We start from the raw sequence: 23,732 nt of genomic DNA, 5'->3' as shown, positions 1-23,732 counted from the left end.
AATAAAATAAAGTTTAATTAATGAAAAAAGTTTATCCATGCATAATTGGTCTTGGTTATGTTGGCCTACCCTTATTTGTAGCTTTAAAAAAAAAGTTTAAAATTACAGGTTACGATATAGACAAAAGTAGAGTTAGTGAACTAAAGAAGTATTTGGATAGAAATAGAGAATTCAAAAAAAAAGACCTTAAACTTAATAAAGGATCTTTAATTACATCAAGTCATAATGAAATAAAAAACTCAAATTTTTATATTGTTACAGTCCCAACGCCAATTAAAAAAAATAAACTTCCCGATTTAGATCATGTTAAGTCAGCTTTCAAATTGATTTCAAAATACATTAAAAGTGGTGATATTATCATTTTGGAGTCTACAGTTTATCCGGGAACAACACTAGATGTATGTAAAAATATCTTAAAAAAAAATAATAGAAAGACTAACTTTTTTATAGGTTATAGTTCAGAGAGAATTAATCCAGGTGATAAGACAAATAATATAAAAAATATCTCTAAAGTTGTATCTATTGATGCAGGTAATAAGATTATTTCATGTGTTAAGAAAGTTTACAAATCTGTTTCAAAAAAAATAGTTTTTACAAAAAAAGTAAATGAAGCAGAGTTATCTAAATTAATTGAAAATACTCAAAGGGACCTAAACATAGGATTAATGAATGAAATCATGATTTTGTGCGAAAAAGCGAAAATTGATTTTAATGAGGTATTACGACTCGCAAGTACAAAATGGAATTTTTTGAATTTTAAACCTGGTTTAGTGGGCGGACATTGTTTACCTGTTGACCCTTATTATTTAAGTCACTACGCCAAAAAATTAAAATTTGAGACTAAAATTACTCTTGCGGCAAGGAAAACAAATAATTTCATGGAGAAATTTATTTTTAAAAAAATAATTTTTGAACTAAAAAAATTAAAAAATTTTAAAAAGAAAAAAATTGTTATTTTAGGATTAACATATAAACCTAATGTACCTGACTCAAGAAATTCACTTGCAATTAATATCCATAAAAAATTAAAAAAAATTATTAAAAATATTAAGGCTTATGATCCAATAATCGAGAATAGTTTTGCTAAAAAAAATAATATATATAAAAATTTTAAAAATATAAGTAATTCAGAGATATTTATTATTTTAGTTAAACATAAAGAAATATTTAAATCAATTAAATTTGCAAAAAGAAATAAGAAAATGATTATTGATCCTTTATCTTTAATCTAAAATGAAATCAAATTTTAAAAAAAAAAGAATAATTTTTTTTCTGCCAGTATTCAAATTAGGTGGAGCTTCTGAGTCAATCACTAGATTATCGAAATTTTTAGTTGATCAAAATTTTTCAGTTCTATTAATATCAATTGGTAAAAATTCATACAAAAAATATTTAAAAAAAATTGGGTGTGATGTTTATGAAATGAAATCAAAAAGAGCTTTGTTTTCGATATTTTCTTTAAGGAATTTAATTAAAGATGAAATCAACAAAGAATACTTACAAACTATTTTAATTTCAAATATTCATTATGCAAATTTGATTTCTTTAATTTCTTGCATCAATCTCTCAAAAGTAAAGATAATTTTAACTGAAAGAAGTTCTTTATCAGAATTGAATATATACAATAATTTTTTTAGATTTTTAAAAAATAAATTAGTTTTTTTTCTAGCTAAATATTTCTATAGATTTGCCGACCTTATCATTACTAACTCAAAGTTCGAAAAAAACTTTATAATAAATAATTTTAATATTAAGAATATAAAATATATTTATCCACCATCTATTTCTAAAATAAATAAAGGAAATAGGTTAAGAAATAAGATTAATTGTCTTAAAAAGATAATCTATGTTGGTAGATTGTCTAAAGAAAAAGGCGTAATTACTATTGTTGAAGCACTCTCAGAAATAAAAGACAAATTTAATTTTACATTTGAAATTTACGGTGATGGCATCGAAAAAGATAATATTAAAAGATTTATCAAATCAAAAAGACTAGATAAAAAGGTTATTTTTAAGGGCTATAATAAAGATAGAGATAAAATTTTTAAAAATGCAAATTTGTTTATAAATGCATCTTGGTTTGAAGGTTTGCCAAATGCATTAGTTCAATCTATTAATTATAATGTTTTTCCAATTTGTAGTAAATCTCCTGGAGGAAACTTTGAAGTAATTAAGTATGGTAAATTAGGTTTAACTTTCAAACCAGGTTCAAGCTATGAACTTAAAAACAAAATTTTGATTTTTTTGAATAAAAATTTAAAACTAAACCCAAAAATTAGACATAAACATCTAAAAAACTTTACACAAACTAAATCTAATCAAGAATATTTTAAAACTCTTAATAATCTCAAATAACATCTTCGGCTTTTTGATATTCATAACCAAATACATCTGCAACTGCTTTATAAGTCACTTGCCCCTTGCAAACATTTAGTCCTGCTAAAAAATTTTTATCTTCTTTTAAAGCTTTTTGATAACCTTTGTTAGCAAGTTTGACTAAATAAGGAAGAGTTGCTTGATTTAATGCAAAAGTAGAAGTCCTCGGAACTCCCCCGGGCATATTAGCCACACAATAATGTACTACATCATCAACTATATATGTTGGATTACCGTGAGTAGTTGGTTTACTTGTTTCAACACATCCTCCTTGATCGATGGCTACATCGACAATTACTGATCCTCTTTTCATTAATTTCAACATATCTTTTGTTATTAATTTTGGTGCTTCCGCACCTGGTATTAAAACCCCACCTACTAATAAATCTGATTCAGAAACTAATTTTTTTAAATCAATTTTATCACTCTGCTCTGGAATAATTTTGTCTCCAAATATTTCAACTAACTGTTTTAATCTTGCCTCAGATTTATCTACAATATGAACCTTCGCTTTCATTCCAGTAGCTATTATTGCTGCATTCTCTCCTACTACTCCACCACCAAGAATTAATACATTTGCTGGTTCACCCCCCGGTGCTCCTCCTAACAATACACCTCTACCTTTTTGATTTTTTTCTAAACAATGTGCACCCGCTTGAACCGACATACGGCCAGCTACAGCACTCATAGGTGCAAGTAATGGAAGTCTACCATTGTCATCAGTAACAGTTTCATAGGCAATGTTAATGCTTTTTGATTTAATCAAACCTGCAGTAAGTTCTTTTGCAGCCGCTAAATGAAGATAGGTATAAATAACTTGATTTTCTCTTATCATATCAACCTCAACTTTTTGAGGCTCTTTAACTTTTACAATTATTTCTGAATCGTTAAAAATATCTGAAGCTGTGTTTACTATTTTTGCTCCAGCTTTAATATATTGATCATTTTCAAAGCCTGCTTCAAAACCACCATTATTTTCAACTAATACATCATGGCCCTCTGACACAAGAGTTTTTACACTCTCAGGTGTTAAACCAATTCGATTCTCTTGTGGCTTTATTTCCTTCGGAACGCCGACTATCATTTATGATATCTAATTCTTTTTACTTTTTGCGTAGTTAGTTATTCCAGTTCTTAGTTTTTCTATAATTTCATCTATATGTTTTTTTTCACAAATGAACATTGGAGCAATAATTAAACAATCACCAGTAGCTTTAAAATTTACACCAGCCTCGTAACAATGTTTAAAACAAGTAAAACCTGCTGCTCCTGGTTTTTTATCCATCTTTATATCTATACCACCCATCATTCCATAACCTCTTATATTTTCAACCACATCAATATCTTTAAGTGAAAATAATCCTTTTTGAAAATAAGGTGCTAATTCTTTTGCTCTATTAAAAATATCATCTTTCTCAAAAATATCTTGAACAGCCAATCCCGCTGCCACCGAAATTGGTATTCCTGAATAAGTATAACCATGAAACAATTCGATAGTTCCCTTTGGTGCATTATCCATAAGAGCATCATAAATTTCCTCTTTGCAAGCAACAACACCTAGTGGACTTATTCCATTAGTAGTAGCTTTTGCCATGGTCATTATATCTGGAGTAACTCCAAACTCTTGTGAACCAAATGGAGATCCCATTCTCCCCCAGCCAGTTATTACTTCATCAAAAATTAATAGAATTCCATGTTTGTCACAAATTTCTCTTAATCTTTGTAAGTATCCTTTTGGTGGAACTAGTGTTCCTGTAGAACCGGCAACTGGTTCAACAATACAAGCAGCGATATTTTCTGCTCCAAAATTCATACAAATTCTTTCTAAATCTTCTGCAAGCTCTACTCCTGTTTCAGGTTGTCCGCTTACAAATTTATGTTCAGGTAAATGTGTATGTCTCATATGAACAACACCAGGCATCAAAACACTTGCAAATGTTTTTACATTATTTACCATTCCTCCTACTGAAGTAGCTCCAATATTCATTCCATGATAGCCTCTTTCACGTCCTACAAATCTGAATCTTTGACTATCACCTCTTGCTCGATGATAAGCTATACATATTTTAATTGCAGTCTCAACTGCTGTTGAACCACAAATTGTATAAAAAATTCTATTTAAGTTACCTGGCGTGTGTTTAGCAATTTTTGTTGCCAACTCAAAAGATCCACCAAACCCTTGTTGAAAGGGTTGACAATAATCCAAAGTTTTTAATTGATTGCTAATCGCTTCAATAATTTCTTTTCGTCCATGACCTAAAGGGTTACAGAATAATCCAGAGCTCGCATCTATCTGTGTTTTTCCTTGGTGATTTTTTAAATAAACTCCTTTTGCCTCTACTATTAATCTTGGATTTTCCTTAAAATCTTTATTAGATGTAAATGGCATCCAATGTTCGTTTAATGAATTGGGCACTGATGTTCTTTTTTCTGAGCTCATATTTTTTTTTAAATTTTAAATTGTTAATTTTTAAATTCTTTAGACTAAATAGGTATAATTAACCACCAAAATAATTGACGCAACTCAAAGTTGTATTCAAATTAGACACTTTTTTGTTTTACTTCTTAATGAATTTAATTTTTACTCAATGAATTATAAATCAACTAAGAGGATAAAATGAAAAAAATAATTAGTTTTCTTTTAGGATGTTTTGTAGCTCTTAATTTAAACATTTCAGTTGCTAATTCAGCTGCTAATGAAGTGAGAGTTGCTTACTTTCTAGAATGGCCAAGTCCAAACTTGGAAGACATGCAAAAGAAAAATTTTGCGAAAGCTTTGGGAGTTCCTGTTAAATGGACTAACTTCACAAATGGTGGAGCAATGACCGATGCTATGTTAGCAGGAGATATTGATATCTCTTACTCTCAAGGTTTAGTACCTTTCATTAACGCTGTAAAATCTAAAGCGCCTATTAAATTAGTAGACATTGCTATGGAATACGGAATGGGAGGAACTACTTGTGTTACTTCTAATGCTTCTGGAATCACAAAAGCAAACGCTACTGAATTAGAAGGTAAAAAAGTTGCTGTTCCACTAGGAACGATGGCTGAGTATGTTTTTGATGAAAGTATGAAAGTTGTTGGAGCTGACAGAAAAAAAATGGATATTATTCAAATGGATCCTGAGGAAGGAGCTGCTGCTTTAGTAAGTGGTGATGTTGTAATGGCATGTTTATTTGGTGGTAATTCTATTAAAGCTGCAACTGCGGTTGGATCTAGATTACTTACAGTTCAAGAAGCTAGAGACGCTGGTATTTTAGGGATAGATATTACTTCTGTAACTACAAAGTTCATGAAGGAAAATCCTGGAATGCTAAGAACTTTTATCGAAGTAACTCATGAAGCTAATGCAAGATATAGAGCTGGTAAAAGCGATATGAATTCTATGTCAAAAGCTTCAGAAATGAAAGTTGCTGATATGAAAGAAACTTTAGATGGTTTCAAATTCTTAACTCCAGAAGAAACAAAACAATCTATGGAGAGTGGAAATCTTGATGCATTCTTAAAAGGAATGGGAACACCAAGAGGAAACGTAGATACAAGTTTCTTACCTTTATAATTTAAAGGTAGGTAAAAATTTAGATAGGCGCCAATTTTCATAGATTGGTGCCTATTTTTTTATTAAAAATTCTAATATAAAGCTTTTTATGAGTGATTTAGTTTCTCAAAATCTAAATATGATTTTTAAAACTCCTAAAGGAGAAACAGTTCACGCTTTGAAAGATTTAAATTTTACGTTAAAAAAAGGTGAACTTCTTACAGTCCTCGGTCCATCTGGTTGTGGAAAAACAACTTTATTAAACATCACTGCAGGTTTTATCAGACCAACTTCAGGAAGTATTACATTAAATGATAAAGAAATAGATGGTCCTGGAGTTGAAAGAGGAATGGTTTTTCAACAAGGAGCTTTATTTGAATGGTTAACTGTAGCTGAAAATGTCAACTTTGGATTAAGAATGAAAAAAAAAGATCCAATTGAAACTCAAAAAAAAGTTGATGAGTGGTTAGAAATTGTTGGTCTAAAGGGGTTTGGTAATACGCCTACATATCAATTATCTGGAGGAATGCAGCAAAGAGTTGCTCTTGCAAGGTGTTTAATTAATGATCCAGATTTAATTCTTATGGATGAGCCTTTGGGAGCTCTTGATGCTTTAACAAGAGAGAAGATGCAGTCCTTAGTTTTAAAAATTTGGAAAGAAACTGGAAAAACAATTATATTAATCACTCACTCAGTTGAAGAAGCGTTATTACTTGGTGAAAGACTATATGTAATGGCTCCTCGACCAGGACGTATACATAAAGAATACAATCTTCCATTTGCATCAATGGGTCTAAAACAGGATTTAAGAGAAATTAAAAAAGATAAAGATTTTTCTGCAAAGCGAGAGGAAATTTTAGAAATGATTTGGAATATGGAAGAAGAAATTATGGGGAAAGAAAATTAAATGTTAACACAAATAGTAACTTTTTTAATATTTTTTGCTGTCATTGGCTGTATCCTTTACGGCAGACGTCTAATTAAAACTGAAAAAATTGATGCAGTTTTTGGAAATCCTGAAAGAGCATTAGGTGGAACACACTGGGTAGTTGTTGGAAGTAGTTTTCTTCTTTTAATTTGGCTGTACTATTCATGGGATATCGCAAAAGGTTTTTATCCAAAATCTGCAAATGAGCTTTGCCAAGTAGGAAAAGTGAATGACTCCTTGTTAGGATTAAAATATCAATTTCCTATAGAAGAAAGAGAGTTTAAAAGTACTTCTCAAATTAAAAAAGAAAATAAGAACTTAGAAGGGTTATCAAATGAAATAAAAAATTCTAAAGAACTTAATAATGAGGAAAAAACAATTCTTTTAGGTTTTATAAATAAAACAAATCAATTAATTCCCTTATTAACAAATGAGGATTTACTTGAAAATGAAACTAGAGAAAAAATTGAGGATATAACTGGTAGAATTAATCTTTTAACAGAAAATTTTCAAAAACCTGATTATCCATTTGAAACAGAGCAAGAACTTAATGAAAGACTTAAGGCTGTAAATGAAGAAGGTGGTTGGGGTATCACAAAAATTGATGCAGGTTCAGGAAGTATTGAAAATACATTAGAAGTACCTCTTGTGCCTGCTACAGACAGGGGCTTAAAATTTCATGCTGCAGCTCAAGAATTAAATTTGATAAGTGAGGAATTTTTCAAACTAAGAAACCATAATCCAGAATTCAAAAATAAAATTAAAGAAATTAAAGATAAAATTAAAATCTACAGAAACGATTTAAGTGAAACTGAAGAAATAGCATCTACTTATGCTAAGAACATCGTTAAAATTGCAAGGAGAATAGAGTTTGCAAGTATTTATCCACCAAATGTATTAGATAAAATGCAGAATGCTATTATCAAATTTGATAACGCTCAACTAGATGCTCAAGGCGGCTTGAGACTTATTGATATCTTTCTGTTTCCAGCTGGTACAATTGTTGCTAGCGGTCCAAGTTGTTCAGAACAAGGTTCAGGTAGATGGCTTCCTAAACCATCTGATACTTTTAACAAATTTGTATTAATGTCAAAACCAAGCGTAGGTTACAAAGACATTCCACTTTTATGGATTAAGATGGTCGATATAAGTACATGGATAGGTTTTATTCTGCCAGATTGGATAGCTGATATTCTTCCTGGCGAATATCCAGTTCATACTAAAGAAGGAGTAGTGAAACAAAACTTTAAGGGTTACGTGCTTAAAGTTGTAACAGGTGACTTCAAACTATTTAAAGTACCAGTGCCTTATGGTCATATATGGGACTCTTTTTTAAGGGTATTTTTAGGATTAGTTTTTGGAATTATAATTGGAGTTCCATTGGGATTATTTATGGGTTTAAACAGATTTGCTAAGGGCTTTTTTGATCCTTTAATTGAACTATATAGACCAGTTCCGCCTTTAGCTTGGGCGCCACTCATAATTTCTGTTCTAGGAATTGATAACACCGGTAAAGTGTTTTTATTATTTATGGTTTCTTTATCAATAATGATAATTTCTGCAAGAGCTGGTGCTTCAGGTACTCAGTTGTCAAAAATTCATGCAGCTCACTCATTAGGGGCATCAAAAAAACAAATATTAAGATACGTAATTTTTCCAAATTCTTTACCTGAAATTTTAACAGGCATAAGAGTTGCTGTAGGTATGTGTTGGGGAACTCTAGTTGCAGCAGAATTTTTAGCTGGAACTACAGGTATCGGCTTTGTAGAAAATGTGGCTAAGAAATATTTTCAATATGAGGTTATTTGGATAACAATATTCATAATGGGTATGCTTGGGTTATTATTTGACATAACTTTAAGAAAAATTATTGATAAAACGATTCCATGGCGAGGAAAAGGTTAATTAAGAATTTTATTAAGAAATTATATTTTTGATATAATCTTTTAGTTTCTTTTTTCCAAAGTGTTTATGGACTTTGTTAGATAAATTCATGTTAGTAAGAGCAGATGAATATCTTTCCCCAGGACGTTTTTTTAAAAATTTTATTTTTGATCCAAACATCTTTGCAACATCTAAAATTGAAAAACTTTGCTTATGTGAGATAGAATAGTGTCTAGATAAATTTCTTTTCCATGCCAGCAAACATACTTCTATTGTATCATCTATATGAGTAAATCTTCTAGATTGTGTTCCAGGTAAAACAATTGGTAATGGTTTGTTCATTTTATAAGCTTCTTCAAAAATGCCAATCACAGTAGCCATTTTTCCTTTAGAAATTTGTCCAGGTCCATAAACATTATAGAAATAGATTACTTCATATTTAAAATTGAACCACTTTTTAAGATTTTCTAATAATTCTAAATTTTTTGCCTTGGTAAATGCATAAGGTGATAAATTTTTATCCTTTCCATCATTTCCCAATGAAGCAGAAGTTGCGGAATAAATCAGTTTAATTTTATTTTCTAAACAAAAATTAAAAACTGAATTTGTTCCAATAGTATTTGAGTCTAAACATTGACTCATGTTGATAAAGCTTTGATAAATTCTTGCAAATTCACCAAAATGAAAAACAGAGTGAATCTTTTTAGGTTGTTTGATCAAAGTCTTGATATACTTTGTTTCTCCTTTTAAATATTTTACTCTTTTATCAAAAATATGATTTTTTTTAGAACCAGCAGAGTAATTATCTAAACTAATAATATTAAATTTTGTTTTCTTTAATAATGTTTTTATTAAATTAGATCCAACAAAACCCGCACCACCTGTGATTAAGATACTTTTTTTATTACCCATCAGTTAAATTGCTTCAATATATATTGAATTTTTGTAATCATTATTGTTATTTTTAAAACATGATATAGAGATATTCCTTATAATATGAAAGTAAAAAAACTTAAAACTTTATTAATTAAGATTTTTAAAAAACATGGTCTTAAAGATAATCATGCAATTATTTCCTCAAATGCTTTGATTAATGCAGAGCTTGTTGGCGCTTATGGTCATGGTTTATCTAGGCTTAAAATGTATTGTGACCGTATATCTAAAAAAGTTATAAATCCTAAGCCAAAAATAAAGATTAAAAAAATTTCTCAATCAATATCTCATATTAATGCTAATGACAGTATCGGTTTCGTTGCAGCAGATATTGGAATTAAAGTTGCAATAAAGAATGCAAAAAAAACTGGTGTTGGATTAGTTGCTATAAAAAATAGCGGACACTATGGTTTATCTGGTTATTATGCTGAACAAGCTGTAAAAAAAAATCTTATCACAATGATATATACAAATGCACCCCCAGCTGTAGCACCTCATGGATCTTTGAAAAGTTTGTTCGGAACTAATCCAATTTGTTTTGGAACTCCAACGGGATCTAATATTCCTTTCATTTTAGACACATCGATATCTATGATTAATAGAGGAAAAATTAGAGTTGCTGCTCGTAACAATCAAAAAATCCCCGAAGGAGTAGCACTTGATAAATTTGGAAACCAAACTACAAATGCAAAAAAGGCTTTAGAAGGTGTTCAATTGCCAATAGCAGGTTATAGAGGATCTGGACTTGCGTGGATGGTAGATATTTTAAGTGGTGTATTGACTGGTGGAAACCACGCTGGAAAAGTTAAAGATCCTTTTGATGATTTTACCGGTCCACAGAATATTGGTCATCTTTTTATTACTTTTAAAGCGAATATTTTTCAAAAAAATTTTAATCAAAGAATTAAAGAAAATATAAGAACTATAAAAAAATTACCAAAAATCAAAGGTGTAAAAGAAATTTTATATCCGGGTCAAAATAAATTTATGAGATTTAAAGAAAATTCGAAGAAAGAGATTAATGTGCCTAATATTATTAAAAAAGATATAGAATTATTGCTAAAATAATCAAATAATAAACAAAATTTAATTATATTTATTGTTCTTTTATTAAAAGATTATATCTATTTAAAATGCTTTCAAATAAAGAAATAGTTTGTCCTAACAACTTACTTAATTATGCTCATAAAAAAAAAGGAGTAAAAGCAGGTATAGTCAACGCGGGAAAACCTTTGCCAATGTTGTCAGTCCAAGATGCAGTAAATGAAAATTTAATTGAACCTGTTTTTATAGGTGATGAAAAAGAAATCATGAAATGTGCTGAAAATTTAAAATGGGATATTTCTCAATATGAAATAATAAATGAACCTATAGAAAACAATACAGCTGCAATTGCAGCAAAACTTGCAAGTGAGGGAAAAATTAGAATTATTGTTAAAGGTCACATACATACTGATATATTAATGAAAGAGGTTCTTAAAAGAGAATATAATTTATTAGGAAAAACTAGATTAAGTCATATTTGGCATATGACTTTAGAAAAAGAGGATAAACCTCTGATTATTACTGATGGTGCATTAAATGTCTTGCCTAATGTAAAAACAAAAATGCACATACTTAAAAATGTAATTAATTTTTCAAGAAGAATTGGAATTGAAAGACCTAAAATCGCAATTTTATCAGCTACTGAGGAAGTTTTAGATAGTGTCCCAAGTTCTAAAGATGCAGAGGAGTTAACTAAACTTGCAAAAAAAGAAAATTTAGATGCAGATGTTTTTGGTCCTCTTGCATTTGATAATAGTATATCAAAAAAATCGGCAGCAATTAAAGGAATTAAAAATGATGTTGCTGGATTAGCTGATGTTTTGCTTGTTCCAAGTGTAGAAACAGGAAATGGGTTAGTTAAAATGTTAATTTACTTTTGTGGAGCATGTGCAGCAGGAGTAGTGGTAGGAGGAAAAGTGCCTGTGGTTATAACAAGTCGTTCAGATGAAGCGACTGCTAGATTGGCTTCTATAGCAGCAGCTGTTGTTGCTTTAGACTGATTCTGAACAATTAATTTGATTTATTTTAATTCTTCATTGAAAATATCTATCTTATACTTTAAATACATCGGCAACTAATCAAAAGAAAATAATTAATGGCAATAAAATATTTAAAAAAATCTCCAAAAACTTCATCAACTGATGACCATAAAACCACAGGTATAGTGCAGGAATTATTAAAAGACCTTGAAACAACTAAAGAAAAAGGCTGCATCGACTTGACAAAAAAGTTTGACAAATATGATGGTGAGATTGTTGTTTCAAAGGAAAAAATTGAACAAATTAAAAAAAATTTAGATCAAAAAACTAAAGATGATATTCAATTTTCATTTGATAGAGTTAGAAAATTTGCTGAAGCACAATTAAAAAATTATGGTCAAGACTTTGAAGTAGAGCTTTCAGATGGTCTTTATGCAGGTCAAAAATTAGTTCCGGTAAATACAGCCGGTTGCTATATACCTGGTGGTAGATATGCTCACATTGCATCAGCAGTAATGAGTGTTACTACCGCTAAAGTTGCGGGAGTAAAAAATATCATAGCCTGCAGTCCGCCGAAAGAAGGTATTGGAGCCCACCCTACTATTGTTTATACAGCTGATCTATGTGGTGCAGATATAATTTTAAATTTAGGTGGTGTTCCCGCTATTGCGGCAATGACTAATGGATTATTTAAAAACCCACCAGCAGATATTATAGTTGGACCTGGAAACCAGTTTGTAGCTGAAGCTAAAAGAATTTTGTACGGTAAAGTTGGTATAGATTTATTTGCCGGTCCAACAGAAATTGGAATTATCGCAGATGCAAAAGCAGATCCAGAAATTGTTGCAGTTGATTTAGTGGGTCAGGCTGAACATGGATACAATTCACCTTGTTGGCTATATACAACTAGTAAAGAACTTGCAGAAAAAGTAATGAAAAGAGTTCCAGAATTAATTGCAGAACTTCCTGAGGTACCAAGAAAAAATGCCGATGCTGCATGGAAAGATTATGGTGAAGTAATTCTTTGCGATACCGATGAAGAAATGGTTAAAATCAGTGATGAGTACGCTCCTGAACATCTAGAAGTTCAAACAGAAAATTTAAAATGGTTCCACGAAAAATTAACTAATTATGGATCTTTATTTGTAGGTGAAGAGACAACAGTAGCATATGGAGATAAGTGCTCAGGAACAAATCATATTCTACCTACCAAAGGTGCTGGAAGATATACTGGGGGTTTATTTGTAGGTAAGTTTATTAAAACTTTGAGTTTCCAAAGAATGACTAAAGAATCTACAGAACTTGTCGGTGCTGCTGCAGCTAGAATATCTAGATATGAAGGCATGGAAGCACATGCAAGAACTGGTGATGTTAGATTAAGAAAATACGGATACTCTAATTAATCGTTTCCAAAATAACAAATATTGTAAGTAAACTCATAAAACTAATAATGAATATATTTATAATTTTCCAAACTTTTTCGCTCTGAGCATATTGAGACAAATATTTAGATAAATAACCAATGACAAAAAAGAAAACAAAAGATGCAATGGATGCCCCTACCCCAAATAATATCTTTTGATTTATAATAAAGTTTTTTGAAAAATTGCCCAAGAAAAATACAGTATCTGAATAAACATGTGGATTTAGATATGTAAAGCCAAGAGTTTTTAAAAAGATATTAATTTTTGAAATATCTGGAACCTCATTATTAAAATTAACTTTTAAATTAAAAGACTTAATTTTTGTATAAATAAAGTGAATCAAGAAAATTATTAAAAGAATGTTAAATAATAACTCAATTGTTGGATTAAAGTATTGAATAAAATAATGAAAAAGAAATATTCCTAAAAATATTAAGATTAAATCTGATATTGAACAAACAAGACAAACAAGAAAGATGTGTTGTTTTTTTAATCCCTGCTCTATTACAAAGACGTTTTGTGCTCCAATTGCTAAAATTAGACTAAGCCCAGTAAAGAAACCTACTACTAGGTATTCCATCCAAAACTTTAACTATTCTGCGTTAGCAGTTAATGTCTTAATTTCTAAAATATTTTCGTTAGGATCTTTAACAAAAAAAGTTTCTTGCTCATACTTTGTGCCTTTAAATCTTAAGTAAGGCTCGTCATAATATTTAGCACCTTTATCCTTTAATCTCCTTTTAAGAGCATCAAAATCTTTTCTTGATAAATGAACTCCAAAATGAGGAACAGAAACATTTCCCATATCAACATCATGTCTTTCGTTATCTAGTTTATGCTCACTTGCATGAAGTGTTAATTCATTTCCCCAAAAATCAACGTCTGCCCACTCTTGAGCAGAATTATCTAATCGACAGCCAAGTGTCTCACTATAAAATTTCTTTGCTGTTTCTAAATCTCCACATGGAATAGCTAAGTGGAAACAGTTTGTATTTTTATACATTTTAACCCTCTTTAAATTACCTATATGGATACTATATAGAGTATATACTTTTTTTTATCAACTGTTAGAAAATTCAAAAAAAATGAATGATTTTTTACAATCTATAATTGACCGAGACCCTGCGGCAAAATCCAAGTTAAGTTTAATCTTAACTTATCCAGGTGTTAAGGCCATTTTTTTTTATAAGATTGCAAATTTTTTTGCTATCGCAAAATTTGATTTAGTTGCAAGAATCATTTCACAATTTTCAAGATTTTTAACAGGAATAGAAATTCACCCGAGAGCAAAAATAGGAAAAAATTTATTCATTGACCATGGTATGGGAGTTGTTATCGGTGAAACGTCTGAGATTGGAAATAATGTTACAATTTATCATAATGTTACATTGGGAGGAATTGCTCCTAGCATTAATTCAAATGATCAAAGAAATATGAAAAGACACCCGACTTTGGAAGATAATGTAGTTGTTGGTTCTGGAGCTCAAATATTAGGACCAATTATAATTGGGAAAAATTCATTAATTGGATCAAACTCAGTTGTAACAAAAAATGTGCCAGAAAAATCAGTTATGGCTGGTATTCCCGCTAGAAGAGTCGGTGATGCTACAAAAGGATTTAAACCTTATGCTGTTACAGATGAAGATAAAGAATAATGAAAAATACAAAAAATAATTTTATCGACTCAATTGGAAATACCCCTTTAATAAAACTAAAAGCAGCATCAGAAATTACTGGGTGTAACATTTATGGTAAAGCTGAATATCTAAATCCAGGTGGCTCAGTAAAAGATAGAGCTGCACTAGCTTTAATTAAAGACGCACAGGAAAAGAAACTAATATCTGAAGGTGGGATTGTAGTCGAAGGAACTGCAGGAAATACTGGAATAGGATTATGTCTCCTTGGAAACTCATTAGGTTATAAAACAATAATTGTAATGAATGACAATCAAACACAGGAAAAGAAAGACACTTTAAGAAATATTGGTGCAGATTTAAGATTAGTTCCACCCAAACCATATAAAGATAATGGTAATTACGTTAAGGTTGCAGGTAGACTTGCTGATGAACTAAAAAGTACAAATAACAATGGTGTAGTTTGGGCCAATCAATTTGATAATACTGCTAATGCTAAAGGACATTATGAAACTACTGGTCCTGAGATATGGGAACAAACAGATGGTAAAGTTGATGGATTTGTTTGCGCATCAGGAACTGGTGGAACTATAGGTGGTGTAAGTAAATTCTTAAAAGAGAAAAATAAAGATATCAAAATTTTTCTGTCAGATCCAACTGGCTCAGCTCTATATAATCATATAGTTAATGGAGAGTTAAAAGCAGAAGGTGGATCGATCACGGAAGGTATTGGATCAAGTAGAATCACTAAAAATTTTGCAGAGGCTAAAATTGATGGAGCTTTTTCAATAAGTGATCAAGAGTCTTTACCTGTTCTTTATGACTTAATTCAAAATGAAGGTTTGAGTTTAGGAACAAGTTGTGGAGTTAATATTGCAGGGGCAATTAGACTTGGAAAAGAACTTGGTCCAGGTAAAACAATCGTAACAATCCTTTGTGATAAATCAGATAAATACAACTCAAAGATGTTTAATAAAACATTTTTAAAGGAAAAAAACCTACCTATACCTGGCTGGTTATAATAACGCATACCAGCCATGTAACAAAACAGTTACATTTTTATAATAATATTAATTATCGTTGAGGTTATATGAAAAAGTATATTTTAATAATTTTTTCTTTCTTAATCTTTAATCTTGCTCATGCAGGGATGAGTAACGATGATAAATCAAAAGCTTGGGAATGCAGTGGTATTTATATGGCAAATTATTTTTTACCTTCAGGTGAAGAGTTTGAATACAGTATGAAAGAAAAATCAATGGCATCAGTAAAAGTAATGAAGTCTTATGCGCTTGAAGTTGGTATTTCAGAAAAAGAGTGGGATGAGGGCGTAAACAAAGCTGTAGATAAATATTATGGTTCTAAGTACGACAAAGCAAAAACTGAAGATTGTCATTCATTTATAGCTAATTCAATCCCTAATGGAGCTGAAAGAGTTAAAAAAGTAGTTCAAACTTTATATTAAAAAATAAGATAGGAGACGTCATGATAGAAAAATTTAATGGAATATTTTATTTAGCAGTTTTTATAATTCATTTTATAGGATTTGCTTACTATGGATTTAGATGTGTTTTTCAAACAAAATCTTTCTTAGATCAGTATGGTATTGATGACACTGGCGCAGGGATGGTTAGATTTTTTGGATCAATATTTTTTGGCTCTGTAGTTATGGCTATCTATGTTGGTTTTATAAGACCTAATGGTTTAGAAGCAACTTGGGGATTCTTTAATCTTATATTCTTACAGAACTTATCAGCTTTTATAGTTGGTTTTTATAATACAAAAATTAATAAGCTTGGTCATACAGACAAAACTTCTGATGAAGGGATATATGCGCCGTTAGCTCTAACTATTTTAAGTGCTGTGTTATGTTACGGTCTAGCTGATAAAATTTATATTTAATTAAAAGAGGTAAATGATGTCGATATTAAAAAAATATACAGATGCAATAGATAATAAAGACGAAAAAACTATGAATGAACTTTTGCATGATGATTTTAAGTTCACAATGCATAAATCTGGAAATTCTCTTGGAAAAGCTGATGTAATCAAATGGGCAATGAGTGGTGATATAAATCAAGATAAAGCTCGCATTGTTTATGAGAATGATGAAGTTGGTGTACATCATTCTATAGTAACTTTCAAAGATGGAAATGTGGAAGCTGTAATGGCAGTTTATAGATATAAAGATGGAAAGATTACTAGCTTAGAAACCGGTGCTACTCCAATGTCTAAATAATGTTTCCAAAAAAATATTTTGATTTCATATTTATTTTGATTATGGGTTTTGGCATGAGTTTGCTAATGACACTTATAATTACTTATATAAACACAGGAATGGATAACGAATATATCAATAGATTTTTTAAAGCATGGTCTGTAAGTTTACCTATAGCAATAATTGCTGCACTTGTTCTTGGTCCACCAATAAAGAAATTGGTGGATAAAATTACCGAATAAGAATATTCTTAAATTAGTGAGTAATATAATTGCATACATTGTTCTTATACTTGCGGTTATTTTAGGTACCGCTGCAAATGGATTTGCCAAAGGTGCGAATGGTTTTACACTACTAATACCGAGCTTGTTAACAGCGATAACAATAGTTGGTTGTATGTTTACATTATCAATTGTTATGAAAACTATTCCTGTTGGTATAACTTACGCATCTTTTGCAGGTTTATGTATAATAGCTACAACAATTGTTGGAATATACAAATTTAATCAAACACCAGATCTTTTCACTGTCATAGGACTTATTTTAATTATTGCAGGTGTTTTAATTGTAAATCTTATTGGTAAAACTACTTAACGACTGGTTTTAATAATTTAATAAATTTATTATGCAAAGTTTTATTAGAAGATACCAATATATTCCCAGCTTTAACTGGACTCTTATTATCCCAAGTTGAAATAATTCCTCCAGCAGCTTCAATTATTGGGATTAATGGATGAATATCCCATATTTTATTTGATGTCTGAATGACTATATCTAATTTACCTTCAGCGAGATGAGAATAACTCAAAGCATCAGTGCAAGGAAATTGCATTAATTTTAAAATTTTTGGAATTTTTTTTTGCTTAGTTAATGATAATGAGCCATGAAAAGCAGCTGAAACTTTTACGTTATTATATTTAGCTTTTTTATTAACTATAAGTTTTCTCTTTTTTCTATTTTCAAACACATAGGCTGTTTTTTCAGAGGTGTTTAAGTAGTATTTTTTAAGGGCAGGAAAATTTGCTAAACCTAAAATAGGCAATCCTTTAAAATTTAAAGAAATTAAATTACTCCAAGTTGGATTACCAATTACAAAAGATCTAGTTCCATCAATAGGATCTATTACCCAAGTAAAATCACTTTTATTTACCTTTAAACCGTATTCCTCACCAATAATTTGGTGTTTTGGAAATCTTTTTTTAATCTTGGATCTAATAAATTTTTCAAAGGCTTTATCTGCCGTTGTTACAGGATCATAGCCTTTTCCTTTTAGTTTATTTGATACCTTAAAAGGTTTATTTAATTTTAAGTAATATAACTTAGTCAAATCTGAAGCTAATTTATTTAAAAATTGAGCATAAATAGCGTATCTTTTTCTATTAAAATTATTCACAATGATCTCTTACTATTTAATTTCTATTGATTAAAGTTAAATTTTAAATAATCCTTAGTTTATATTTATGAAAATAGAGCTAATCCAAAATAAAGTTTATTTAAATAATGGATCAAAAAAAAAGGAGATACACCCATTTTGGTTAAGGGAAAGAGTTAATGGTGAAAAATATTTGGATAAAAAGACACAACAAAGGTTGTTTGACCCAACAAAAATCAAAGAAAAAATAAGAATTAATAAATTGAATTTGTCAAATGATTATCTGGAAATAACATTTAATGATGGGGCTTTTACAAAGTTAACAATTCAGAATATTTTGAAAGAATTTTCAAATTTTAATGAGATTAAATTCATTGATAAAATTGAATGGGACTCGTCCTTAAAAAGTTTAAACAATTTTGAATTTAAAGAAAATTTTTATGAACAACAAGAAATGTATAATGCTTTAGTAAATTTTTATAAATATGGTTTTGTTATATTTAAAAAGGTTCCAACAAAAAATAATTTTATAATCAATTTTGCAAATTCTATTGGAAGTGTTCGAAGAACAAACTTTGGAGAATTTTTTAATGTTAAATCAAAGCCTAACCCAAATGACTTAGCTTACACTTCTCTGCCATTAGCACCTCATACCGATAACCCCTACAGAAATCCTGTTCCTTGCATTCAAATATTACACTGCATAGAAAATCAAGTAAGTGGTGGTTATTCAACTTTAGTAGATGGTTATACTGTTACTGAAAAACTCAAAAATGATTATCCAAATTATTATAAAATTTTAACACAAATAAAAGTAAGATTTCAATTTATTGATCAAAGTATAGTTTTAGAAGATTGGTCTGAAATGATTAAGTTAGATGACAATGGAAACTTTAAACAAGTGAGATTTAGTCCAAGATTAGACTTTGTCCCCTTAATGGATAAAGAAAAATTAGATTTATACTATGAGGCAAGAAATAAGATTTCAGAGCTTTATAATTCAAAAAAATACAGAATAGAATTTAAATTAATGCCTGGTGATTTATTAATGATGGATAACCATCGTTTACTTCATGGAAGAACTTCCTATGATGCCAATGAAGGTGAGAGATTTTTACAGGGCTGTTATATTGATTATGATAGTACCGAAGGTAGATTAAAACATTTAAAAAGAAAATTTAATATTAAATAACTTTATCAATTTGTTTTTCTGCTTCTCTAATTGATTTATCGTAATCTAGTGCCATTTGGTCAGCACTAATTACTATGACTTCTTCAATGCCAAAAAAATTGAGTATAAATTTTAACCAAGGAGTTAAAAAATCCTCCTTACTGTTTAATTTTGTGCCTCCAGAAGTAATCACAAGATAAGCTTTTTTATTTTTTAACAAACCTTCTCTTCTTCCATTAGGTTTAAATTTAAAAGTTTCTCCAACTCTAGCCGCAAGGTCAGACCATGCTTTAAGAGTGGCTGGAGGACCGTAATTATATATTGGTGCTGAAATGATAATTACATCACTCTCTTTAAGCTCTCTTACTAATTGATTCGAAAGTTCAAACATTTTTTTATGATTTTCATTTTGATCCTTTTCCTCAATATTCATTCCTGATTCTGTTAATCCAGTTACAAAAACCATCTCATCATTAAGATCTCTATAAATTACCTCATCCTCAGGTTTTTTTATTTTATTTAACAATTTTTTTGCTAAAGCTCTTGAGGTTGATCCTTCTTTTCTAGCACTTGAATCTATTTGATAAATTTTCATAATTAATTATCCAATATTCTCTAAAAAAGGAAAAATATCCTGTAAATAATACCCTAATATTTGTAATTGATTAGTTATTATTAAAACTCCAGTTATTAACAAGATAATTCCACCTGTTTTTGATACTAAATTTATATTTTTTCTAAAATTTTTTGAAAAAATTAAAAACTTTTGGATTAAATATCCAGATAAAATAAATGGTATAGCTAATCCTATAGAATAGAAAGATAATAACAATATACCCTTACTTAAACTTTCCTCTGTTGCTGCTAAAACCAAAATTGATCCTAAAATTGGACCAATACAAGGGGTCCATCCAAATGCAAAAGCCATACCTATGGCAATTGGACTTAAAAAGTTGGATTTTATATTTGTATTAATTCTTTTTTCATAATTTAAAAATTTTATATTTACGATACCAATTATGTGTAAAGAAAAAATAATTATCACTAATCCAGCAACTACTCTAAATTCATTTGAATTTTGTAGTAACATTTGACCTAAAAAAGTTGATGCAGCACCAAAAATTATAAAGACTATTGAAAATCCAATAGTAAACAAAATTATTGGAATTAAATTTATATTTTTTTTTTCAATTATTTCATTTAAAGAACTTCCTGAAATATATGAAATATATCCTGGTATTAAAGGTAATACACATGGAGATAAAAAACTTATTAAACCTGCTCCTAACGCAATAACTAACTCAATCATTAACTTTAAATTTATCCTTTTAAGCCTAGGTGAGTGTATTTAACATTCAAATAATCTTTGATGGCCATTGATCCACCCTCTCTTCCATAACCCGCCTGCTTAATCCCTCCAAAAGGAGCTTCTGCAATTGCAACTAAAGGAGTATTTACTGCAACTGTTCCTGTTTCCATTAATTCAGAGGCTTTATGAGCTTTATCCATTGAGTTTGTACAAATATAACTTGAAAGTCCAAGTTCATGATTATTTGCTCTTTCTATTACTTCATCAAAAGTTTTAAACGATAACATTGGCACTAATGGACCAAATGGTTCTACTTTCATTATAGTAAAATCATCTTTTACATCATCAAATATTGTTGGTTCGTAATAAAAACCTTTATTAAATCCTTTTGGTCTTTTTCCTCCTAAAAGTACCTTTGCACCTTCTTTTTTTGTAGTCTCAACTAATTCCTCAACTTCATTCAATCTTTTTTTTGTAGTTAATGGACCAAGTTGTACAGATGGGTCCATTCCATCTCCTATCTTAAGTTTCTTGGTTTTTTCAACAAATAAACTTACAAACTCTTCCTTTTTACTTTCTTGAATATAAAATCTATTTGGAGATATGCATACTTGTCCATTATTTCTGAATTTTGCAGCTATTGCCATATCAGTGGCTTTTTTTATATCAGCATCATCAAAAACTATAAAAGGTGAATGACCACTTAACTCCATAGTTACTCTTTGAACTTTATCAGCTGCTTGTTTTAAAATTAATTTTCCAACTCTAGATGAACCTGTTATCGAAATTTTTTTTACAATATCAGATGCAATAAGTTGTTGGGCAATACTTGGAGGATCTCCAGATAGAAGATTGACTACGCCAGGAGGCACTCCACATTCTCTACATATGTCTACCATTTCCATTACAACGCCCGGAGTTATTACATCAGGTTTTATAATTACAGAACAAGCTGCTGCTAATGCTGTAGAAATTTTTCTTGCAGATAAAACTGCTGGAAAATTCCATGGAGATAATGCTGCAACTACTCCAACCGGTTGGTAGTAAACATGAACTCTAGTATCCTCAAATCTACTTTCTACAGTCTGGCCATAAATTCTTTTGGTCTCCTCAGCGTTCCATTCAAAAATGTCTGCTGCTCCATTTATTTCCCCTTTTGCTTCTGCTAAAGGTTTTCCAACTTCAAGTGTCATCCATTTTGCTAACACATCTTGTTTCTCTCTCATTTTATCAGCAATTTTTCTTATAATATATGACCTCTGCCAAGGTGGAGTTTTTTTCCAAACTTCTAATCCTCTAGAGGCTGATTGCAAAGCTTCATCTACATCTTGAGAAGTTGCTTTAGAAGCATGTCCTAAAATTTCTTCATTTGCAGGATTTATGACTTCATAAGTACCTTTATCTGAGGATTGTTGCCACTTACCGTTTATGAATTGTCCAAATTTTTCGTACATATTGGTAATTTAGCATTACTTGTGGTTGTGTCTACCATGCAAATAAAACATATCAACATTTATGTATCACTAGTAGAATAAATAAAAAAAAAAGGGGTAATTATGAAAGCATATATTATGGGAAACTATACAGATAAAGCTTTCCAAGGATTTCTTAAAGATCCTGCGAGTGATAGAAAAGCTGTCGTAGAACAACTTACTAAAGCAATGGGTGGCACTATGCATAGTATGGACATAGTAAGAGGTTCTTATGACTTTATAGTAGTTTCAGAAGTACCTAGCTTTGATGATTTTGCTGCCATAAAATTAGTAGTAGAAGCCTCAGGAGCAGTTAAGAATTTAACAATGCTAGAGGCAATCGATTTCACAAAAGCTACTACAAAGGCTAGTAAAATTGGTTATAAAGCTCCAGGTCAATAAAACTTATTTTAACTTCCAGTTTTTACTGGAAGTTAAACTTTTTCATTTTCTTATATATTGGCTTAATCAAACTGTCGCAATATAGGTATCAATTGCAAATATCTATTTTTTAATATTTCATTTAGTATAAATTTCATTTTGATGAAAAAATTTAAATATTCTGAAGTGACCCCAGAAAAAATTTACTTAAAAAGGAGATCTTTTATTAAATCTTTAAGTTTTGGATTAGGCACGCTTACTTTTAGCTCATTTCCTCTAATTAGTAGTAATGCTAGTAATTCAAATGAACTCACAAGTTATAAAGATGTTACAACATATAATAATTATTATGAATTTGGTACTGGCAAAGGAGATCCTCACAGAAGAGCAAAAAATTTTAATACAAGGCCTTGGAGTATAAAAATTGAAGGAGAAGTAGAGAAATCATTAGAACTCCCAATTGAAGAAATTTTGGCCATTAAATCTGAGGAGAGAATTTTAAAACTAAGATGTGTTGAAGGTTGGTCAATGGTAATTCCATGGTTAGGTTTTTCATTGAATAAATTACTTAAAAAAGTTCAGATAAAACCGAGTGCCAAGTTTGTTGAATTCGAGACAGTTTACAATCCAGAAGAGATGGTAGGTCAAAGATATCCTGTTTTAAACTGGCCTTATATAGAAGGTCTTAGAATTGATGAGGCGATGCACCCACTGACAACAGTAGTGACAGGTTTATATGGTAAGCCTCTACCAAATCAAAATGGAGCACCTCTAAGAATATTTATTCCGTGGAAGTATGGATTTAAAAGCGCAAAAGCGATTGTAAAAATAAAACTTACTAAGAATATGCCTAATACTGCATGGAAAAATGCTTCACCAAGGGAATATGGTTTTTATTCAAATGTAAATCCTGAGGTTGATCATCCAAGATGGTCTCAAGCAACTGAGAGAGTAATTGGAGAGAGTATTTTAGCCCCAAGAATTAAAACATTAATGTTCAATGGCTATGGAGATGAAGTTGCACATCTTTACAGTGGTATGGACTTAAAAAAAAATTACTAGAATAAA

27 protein-coding genes are annotated in these 23,732 nt (G+C 30.0%); 18 read left to right on the top strand and 9 right to left on the bottom strand.

The features are described 5' to 3' along the window. The first annotated feature begins 20 nt into the window (after positions 1-20). Together AMN70_RS04055 and AMN70_RS04050 are read left to right on the top strand one after the other, a co-directional pair. A complete protein-coding gene (locus AMN70_RS04055; RefSeq protein WP_075502008.1) occupies positions 21-1,232 on the top strand; it encodes a nucleotide sugar dehydrogenase in 1,212 nt (403 codons plus the stop codon). Position 1,233: 1 nt separating this feature from the next. Continuing rightward, positions 1,234-2,355, top strand: coding sequence for a glycosyltransferase (locus AMN70_RS04050; protein ID WP_075502006.1), 1,122 nt, complete (start codon positions 1,234-1,236; stop codon positions 2,353-2,355). On the opposite strand, the gene ald is transcribed toward AMN70_RS04050, so the two are convergent. Together ald and AMN70_RS04040 are read right to left on the bottom strand one after the other, a co-directional pair. Further along, the gene (gene ald, locus AMN70_RS04045) at positions 2,348-3,460 is read right to left on the bottom strand and encodes an alanine dehydrogenase (RefSeq protein WP_075502004.1); all 1,113 of its coding nucleotides are present in this window, start codon (positions 3,458-3,460) and stop codon (positions 2,348-2,350) included. The two genes, AMN70_RS04050 and ald, sit on opposite strands and share 8 nt — an antisense overlap. A 9-nt stretch (positions 3,461-3,469) precedes the next feature. Then, positions 3,470-4,816, bottom strand: a complete 1,347-nt coding sequence (locus AMN70_RS04040; protein ID WP_075502002.1) for an omega-aminotransferase AptA — start codon at positions 4,814-4,816, stop codon at positions 3,470-3,472. A gap of 177 nt (positions 4,817-4,993) precedes the next feature. Between AMN70_RS04040 and AMN70_RS04035 the strand changes: the two genes are divergently transcribed. The 3 genes from AMN70_RS04035 (at position 4,994) to AMN70_RS04025 (ending at position 8,747) form a co-directional block, all read left to right on the top strand. After that, a complete protein-coding gene (locus AMN70_RS04035; RefSeq protein ID WP_075502000.1) occupies positions 4,994-5,935 on the top strand; it encodes an ABC transporter substrate-binding protein in 942 nt (313 codons plus the stop codon). Between the two features lie 88 nt (positions 5,936-6,023). After that, the gene (locus AMN70_RS04030; RefSeq protein ID WP_082255077.1) at positions 6,024-6,821 is read left to right on the top strand and encodes a taurine ABC transporter ATP-binding protein; all 798 of its coding nucleotides are present in this window, start codon (positions 6,024-6,026) and stop codon (positions 6,819-6,821) included. Next, positions 6,822-8,747 carry an ABC transporter permease gene (locus AMN70_RS04025; protein ID WP_075501998.1) on the top strand — a complete coding sequence of 642 codons (1,926 nt, stop codon included), beginning with the start codon at positions 6,822-6,824 and terminating at the stop codon, positions 8,745-8,747. Between the two features lie 12 nt (positions 8,748-8,759). Here AMN70_RS04025 and AMN70_RS04020 read toward each other — a convergent pair whose 3' ends face one another. Then, the gene (locus AMN70_RS04020) at positions 8,760-9,638 is read right to left on the bottom strand and encodes an NAD-dependent epimerase/dehydratase family protein (RefSeq protein WP_075501996.1); all 879 of its coding nucleotides are present in this window, start codon (positions 9,636-9,638) and stop codon (positions 8,760-8,762) included. Between the two features lie 84 nt (positions 9,639-9,722). On the opposite strand from AMN70_RS04020, the gene AMN70_RS04015 reads away from it, so the two are divergent. The 3 genes from AMN70_RS04015 to hisD all read left to right on the top strand — a co-directional run bounded on the left by AMN70_RS04015 (position 9,723) and on the right by hisD (position 13,086). Beyond that, the gene (locus tag AMN70_RS04015) at positions 9,723-10,727 is read left to right on the top strand and encodes an Ldh family oxidoreductase (protein WP_075501995.1); all 1,005 of its coding nucleotides are present in this window, start codon (positions 9,723-9,725) and stop codon (positions 10,725-10,727) included. A gap of 65 nt (positions 10,728-10,792) precedes the next feature. Continuing rightward, positions 10,793-11,704 (top strand): bifunctional enoyl-CoA hydratase/phosphate acetyltransferase, encoded by a 912-nt coding sequence (locus AMN70_RS04010; protein ID WP_075501993.1) that lies wholly within the window; start codon positions 10,793-10,795, stop codon positions 11,702-11,704. 95 nt (positions 11,705-11,799) lie between these two features. Beyond that, a complete protein-coding gene (gene hisD / locus AMN70_RS04005; RefSeq protein ID WP_075501991.1) occupies positions 11,800-13,086 on the top strand; it encodes a histidinol dehydrogenase in 1,287 nt (428 codons plus the stop codon). Here the strand turns inward: hisD and AMN70_RS04000 are convergent. Both AMN70_RS04000 and AMN70_RS03995 read right to left on the bottom strand, forming a co-directional pair. Continuing rightward, entirely contained in the window at positions 13,079-13,687 is a 609-nt protein-coding gene (locus tag AMN70_RS04000; protein WP_075501989.1) for a LysE/ArgO family amino acid transporter, read from the bottom strand. The two genes, hisD and AMN70_RS04000, sit on opposite strands and share 8 nt — an antisense overlap. A gap of 12 nt (positions 13,688-13,699) precedes the next feature. Beyond that, positions 13,700-14,110, bottom strand: a complete 411-nt coding sequence (locus tag AMN70_RS03995) for a VOC family protein (protein ID WP_075501988.1) — start codon at positions 14,108-14,110, stop codon at positions 13,700-13,702. A gap of 82 nt (positions 14,111-14,192) precedes the next feature. Here AMN70_RS03995 and epsC point away from each other — a divergent pair, with 82 nt between their 5' ends. From epsC to AMN70_RS03960, 7 genes are all read left to right on the top strand, one after another. Further along, positions 14,193-14,762: a serine O-acetyltransferase EpsC gene (gene epsC, locus AMN70_RS03990; RefSeq protein ID WP_075501986.1), complete on the top strand. Its 570-nt coding sequence runs from the start codon at positions 14,193-14,195 to the stop codon at positions 14,760-14,762. Then, complete coding sequence (locus tag AMN70_RS03985; RefSeq protein ID WP_075501984.1) at positions 14,762-15,763, top strand: cysteine synthase A; 1,002 nt, start codon at positions 14,762-14,764, stop codon at positions 15,761-15,763. The genes epsC and AMN70_RS03985 overlap by 1 nt, the downstream gene beginning before the upstream one ends. A gap of 68 nt (positions 15,764-15,831) precedes the next feature. After that, the gene (locus AMN70_RS03980) at positions 15,832-16,206 is read left to right on the top strand and encodes a hypothetical protein (RefSeq protein ID WP_075501982.1); all 375 of its coding nucleotides are present in this window, start codon (positions 15,832-15,834) and stop codon (positions 16,204-16,206) included. Positions 16,207-16,226: 20 nt separating this feature from the next. Continuing rightward, a complete protein-coding gene (locus AMN70_RS03975; protein ID WP_075501980.1) occupies positions 16,227-16,643 on the top strand; it encodes a hypothetical protein in 417 nt (138 codons plus the stop codon). A gap of 16 nt (positions 16,644-16,659) precedes the next feature. After that, positions 16,660-16,980: a nuclear transport factor 2 family protein gene (locus AMN70_RS03970; protein WP_075502050.1), complete on the top strand. Its 321-nt coding sequence runs from the start codon at positions 16,660-16,662 to the stop codon at positions 16,978-16,980. Beyond that, positions 16,980-17,201: a DUF2798 domain-containing protein gene (locus tag AMN70_RS03965; RefSeq protein WP_075501978.1), complete on the top strand. Its 222-nt coding sequence runs from the start codon at positions 16,980-16,982 to the stop codon at positions 17,199-17,201. Before AMN70_RS03970 ends, AMN70_RS03965 begins: the two co-directional genes overlap by 1 nt. 16 nt (positions 17,202-17,217) lie before the next feature. After that, positions 17,218-17,553 carry a DMT family transporter gene (locus AMN70_RS03960; protein ID WP_082255076.1) on the top strand — a complete coding sequence of 112 codons (336 nt, stop codon included), beginning with the start codon at positions 17,218-17,220 and terminating at the stop codon, positions 17,551-17,553. Here AMN70_RS03960 and AMN70_RS03955 read toward each other — a convergent pair. Next, positions 17,546-18,352 (bottom strand): inositol monophosphatase family protein, encoded by an 807-nt coding sequence (locus AMN70_RS03955; RefSeq protein WP_075501976.1) that lies wholly within the window; start codon positions 18,350-18,352, stop codon positions 17,546-17,548. The two genes, AMN70_RS03960 and AMN70_RS03955, sit on opposite strands and share 8 nt — an antisense overlap. A gap of 67 nt (positions 18,353-18,419) precedes the next feature. On the opposite strand from AMN70_RS03955, the gene AMN70_RS03950 reads away from it, so the two are divergent. Beyond that, complete coding sequence (locus AMN70_RS03950) at positions 18,420-19,523, top strand: TauD/TfdA family dioxygenase (RefSeq protein WP_075501974.1); 1,104 nt, start codon at positions 18,420-18,422, stop codon at positions 19,521-19,523. On the opposite strand, the gene AMN70_RS03945 is transcribed toward AMN70_RS03950, so the two are convergent. From AMN70_RS03945 to AMN70_RS03935, 3 genes are read right to left on the bottom strand one after another with little or no spacing between them, the layout of a single operon-like run. Then, the gene (locus AMN70_RS03945) at positions 19,516-20,097 is read right to left on the bottom strand and encodes an FMN-dependent NADH-azoreductase (RefSeq protein WP_075501972.1); all 582 of its coding nucleotides are present in this window, start codon (positions 20,095-20,097) and stop codon (positions 19,516-19,518) included. The two genes, AMN70_RS03950 and AMN70_RS03945, sit on opposite strands and share 8 nt — an antisense overlap. 6 nt (positions 20,098-20,103) lie before the next feature. Further along, positions 20,104-20,811, bottom strand: coding sequence for a cytochrome c biogenesis CcdA family protein (locus AMN70_RS03940; protein WP_075501970.1), 708 nt, complete (start codon positions 20,809-20,811; stop codon positions 20,104-20,106). 11 nt (positions 20,812-20,822) lie between these two features. Further along, positions 20,823-22,265, bottom strand: a complete 1,443-nt coding sequence (locus tag AMN70_RS03935) for an NAD-dependent succinate-semialdehyde dehydrogenase (RefSeq protein WP_075501968.1) — start codon at positions 22,263-22,265, stop codon at positions 20,823-20,825. A 102-nt stretch (positions 22,266-22,367) separates the two neighbouring features. Here AMN70_RS03935 and AMN70_RS03930 point away from each other — a divergent pair, with 102 nt between their 5' ends. Together AMN70_RS03930 and msrP are read left to right on the top strand one after the other, a co-directional pair. Beyond that, positions 22,368-22,685, top strand: a complete 318-nt coding sequence (locus tag AMN70_RS03930; RefSeq protein WP_075501966.1) for a GYD domain-containing protein — start codon at positions 22,368-22,370, stop codon at positions 22,683-22,685. A gap of 141 nt (positions 22,686-22,826) precedes the next feature. Continuing rightward, positions 22,827-23,726, top strand: coding sequence for a protein-methionine-sulfoxide reductase catalytic subunit MsrP (gene msrP / locus AMN70_RS03925; protein ID WP_075501964.1), 900 nt, complete (start codon positions 22,827-22,829; stop codon positions 23,724-23,726). Positions 23,727-23,732: the final 6 nt, after the last annotated feature.

The organism is Candidatus Pelagibacter communis (assembly GCF_001179925.1).
GTDB classification, from domain to species: domain Bacteria; phylum Pseudomonadota; class Alphaproteobacteria; order Pelagibacterales; family Pelagibacteraceae; genus Pelagibacter; species Pelagibacter ubique_E.
Note: the sequence above shows the minus strand (reverse complement) of the source record. Positions and strands in the feature narration are given on the sequence as shown.

What these genes read in the sequence shown, in the direction of transcription:
- AMN70_RS04055 (WP_075502008.1), top strand. Translation starts at nt 21, where the DNA reads ATGAAAAAAGTTTATCCATGCATAATTGGTCTTGGTTATGTTGGCCTA.
- AMN70_RS04050 (WP_075502006.1), top strand. Translation starts at nt 1,234, where the DNA reads ATGAAATCAAATTTTAAAAAAAAAAGAATAATTTTTTTTCTGCCAGTA.
- ald (WP_075502004.1), bottom strand. Translation starts at nt 3,460, where the DNA reads ATGATAGTCGGCGTTCCGAAGGAAATAAAGCCACAAGAGAATCGAATT.
- AMN70_RS04040 (WP_075502002.1), bottom strand. Translation starts at nt 4,816, where the DNA reads ATGAGCTCAGAAAAAAGAACATCAGTGCCCAATTCATTAAACGAACAT.
- AMN70_RS04035 (WP_075502000.1), top strand. Translation starts at nt 4,994, where the DNA reads ATGAAAAAAATAATTAGTTTTCTTTTAGGATGTTTTGTAGCTCTTAAT.
- AMN70_RS04030 (WP_082255077.1), top strand. Translation starts at nt 6,024, where the DNA reads ATGAGTGATTTAGTTTCTCAAAATCTAAATATGATTTTTAAAACTCCT.
- AMN70_RS04025 (WP_075501998.1), top strand. Translation starts at nt 6,822, where the DNA reads ATGTTAACACAAATAGTAACTTTTTTAATATTTTTTGCTGTCATTGGC.
- AMN70_RS04020 (WP_075501996.1), bottom strand. Translation starts at nt 9,638, where the DNA reads ATGGGTAATAAAAAAAGTATCTTAATCACAGGTGGTGCGGGTTTTGTT.
- AMN70_RS04015 (WP_075501995.1), top strand. Translation starts at nt 9,723, where the DNA reads ATGAAAGTAAAAAAACTTAAAACTTTATTAATTAAGATTTTTAAAAAA.
- AMN70_RS04010 (WP_075501993.1), top strand. Translation starts at nt 10,793, where the DNA reads ATGCTTTCAAATAAAGAAATAGTTTGTCCTAACAACTTACTTAATTAT.
- hisD (WP_075501991.1), top strand. Translation starts at nt 11,800, where the DNA reads ATGGCAATAAAATATTTAAAAAAATCTCCAAAAACTTCATCAACTGAT.
- AMN70_RS04000 (WP_075501989.1), bottom strand. Translation starts at nt 13,687, where the DNA reads ATGGAATACCTAGTAGTAGGTTTCTTTACTGGGCTTAGTCTAATTTTA.
- AMN70_RS03995 (WP_075501988.1), bottom strand. Translation starts at nt 14,110, where the DNA reads ATGTATAAAAATACAAACTGTTTCCACTTAGCTATTCCATGTGGAGAT.
- epsC (WP_075501986.1), top strand. Translation starts at nt 14,193, where the DNA reads ATGAATGATTTTTTACAATCTATAATTGACCGAGACCCTGCGGCAAAA.
- AMN70_RS03985 (WP_075501984.1), top strand. Translation starts at nt 14,762, where the DNA reads ATGAAAAATACAAAAAATAATTTTATCGACTCAATTGGAAATACCCCT.
- AMN70_RS03980 (WP_075501982.1), top strand. Translation starts at nt 15,832, where the DNA reads ATGAAAAAGTATATTTTAATAATTTTTTCTTTCTTAATCTTTAATCTT.
- AMN70_RS03975 (WP_075501980.1), top strand. Translation starts at nt 16,227, where the DNA reads ATGATAGAAAAATTTAATGGAATATTTTATTTAGCAGTTTTTATAATT.
- AMN70_RS03970 (WP_075502050.1), top strand. Translation starts at nt 16,660, where the DNA reads ATGTCGATATTAAAAAAATATACAGATGCAATAGATAATAAAGACGAA.
- AMN70_RS03965 (WP_075501978.1), top strand. Translation starts at nt 16,980, where the DNA reads ATGTTTCCAAAAAAATATTTTGATTTCATATTTATTTTGATTATGGGT.
- AMN70_RS03950 (WP_075501974.1), top strand. Translation starts at nt 18,420, where the DNA reads ATGAAAATAGAGCTAATCCAAAATAAAGTTTATTTAAATAATGGATCA.
- AMN70_RS03945 (WP_075501972.1), bottom strand. Translation starts at nt 20,097, where the DNA reads ATGAAAATTTATCAAATAGATTCAAGTGCTAGAAAAGAAGGATCAACC.
- AMN70_RS03940 (WP_075501970.1), bottom strand. Translation starts at nt 20,811, where the DNA reads ATGATTGAGTTAGTTATTGCGTTAGGAGCAGGTTTAATAAGTTTTTTA.
- AMN70_RS03935 (WP_075501968.1), bottom strand. Translation starts at nt 22,265, where the DNA reads ATGTACGAAAAATTTGGACAATTCATAAACGGTAAGTGGCAACAATCC.
- AMN70_RS03930 (WP_075501966.1), top strand. Translation starts at nt 22,368, where the DNA reads ATGAAAGCATATATTATGGGAAACTATACAGATAAAGCTTTCCAAGGA.
- msrP (WP_075501964.1), top strand. Translation starts at nt 22,827, where the DNA reads ATGAAAAAATTTAAATATTCTGAAGTGACCCCAGAAAAAATTTACTTA.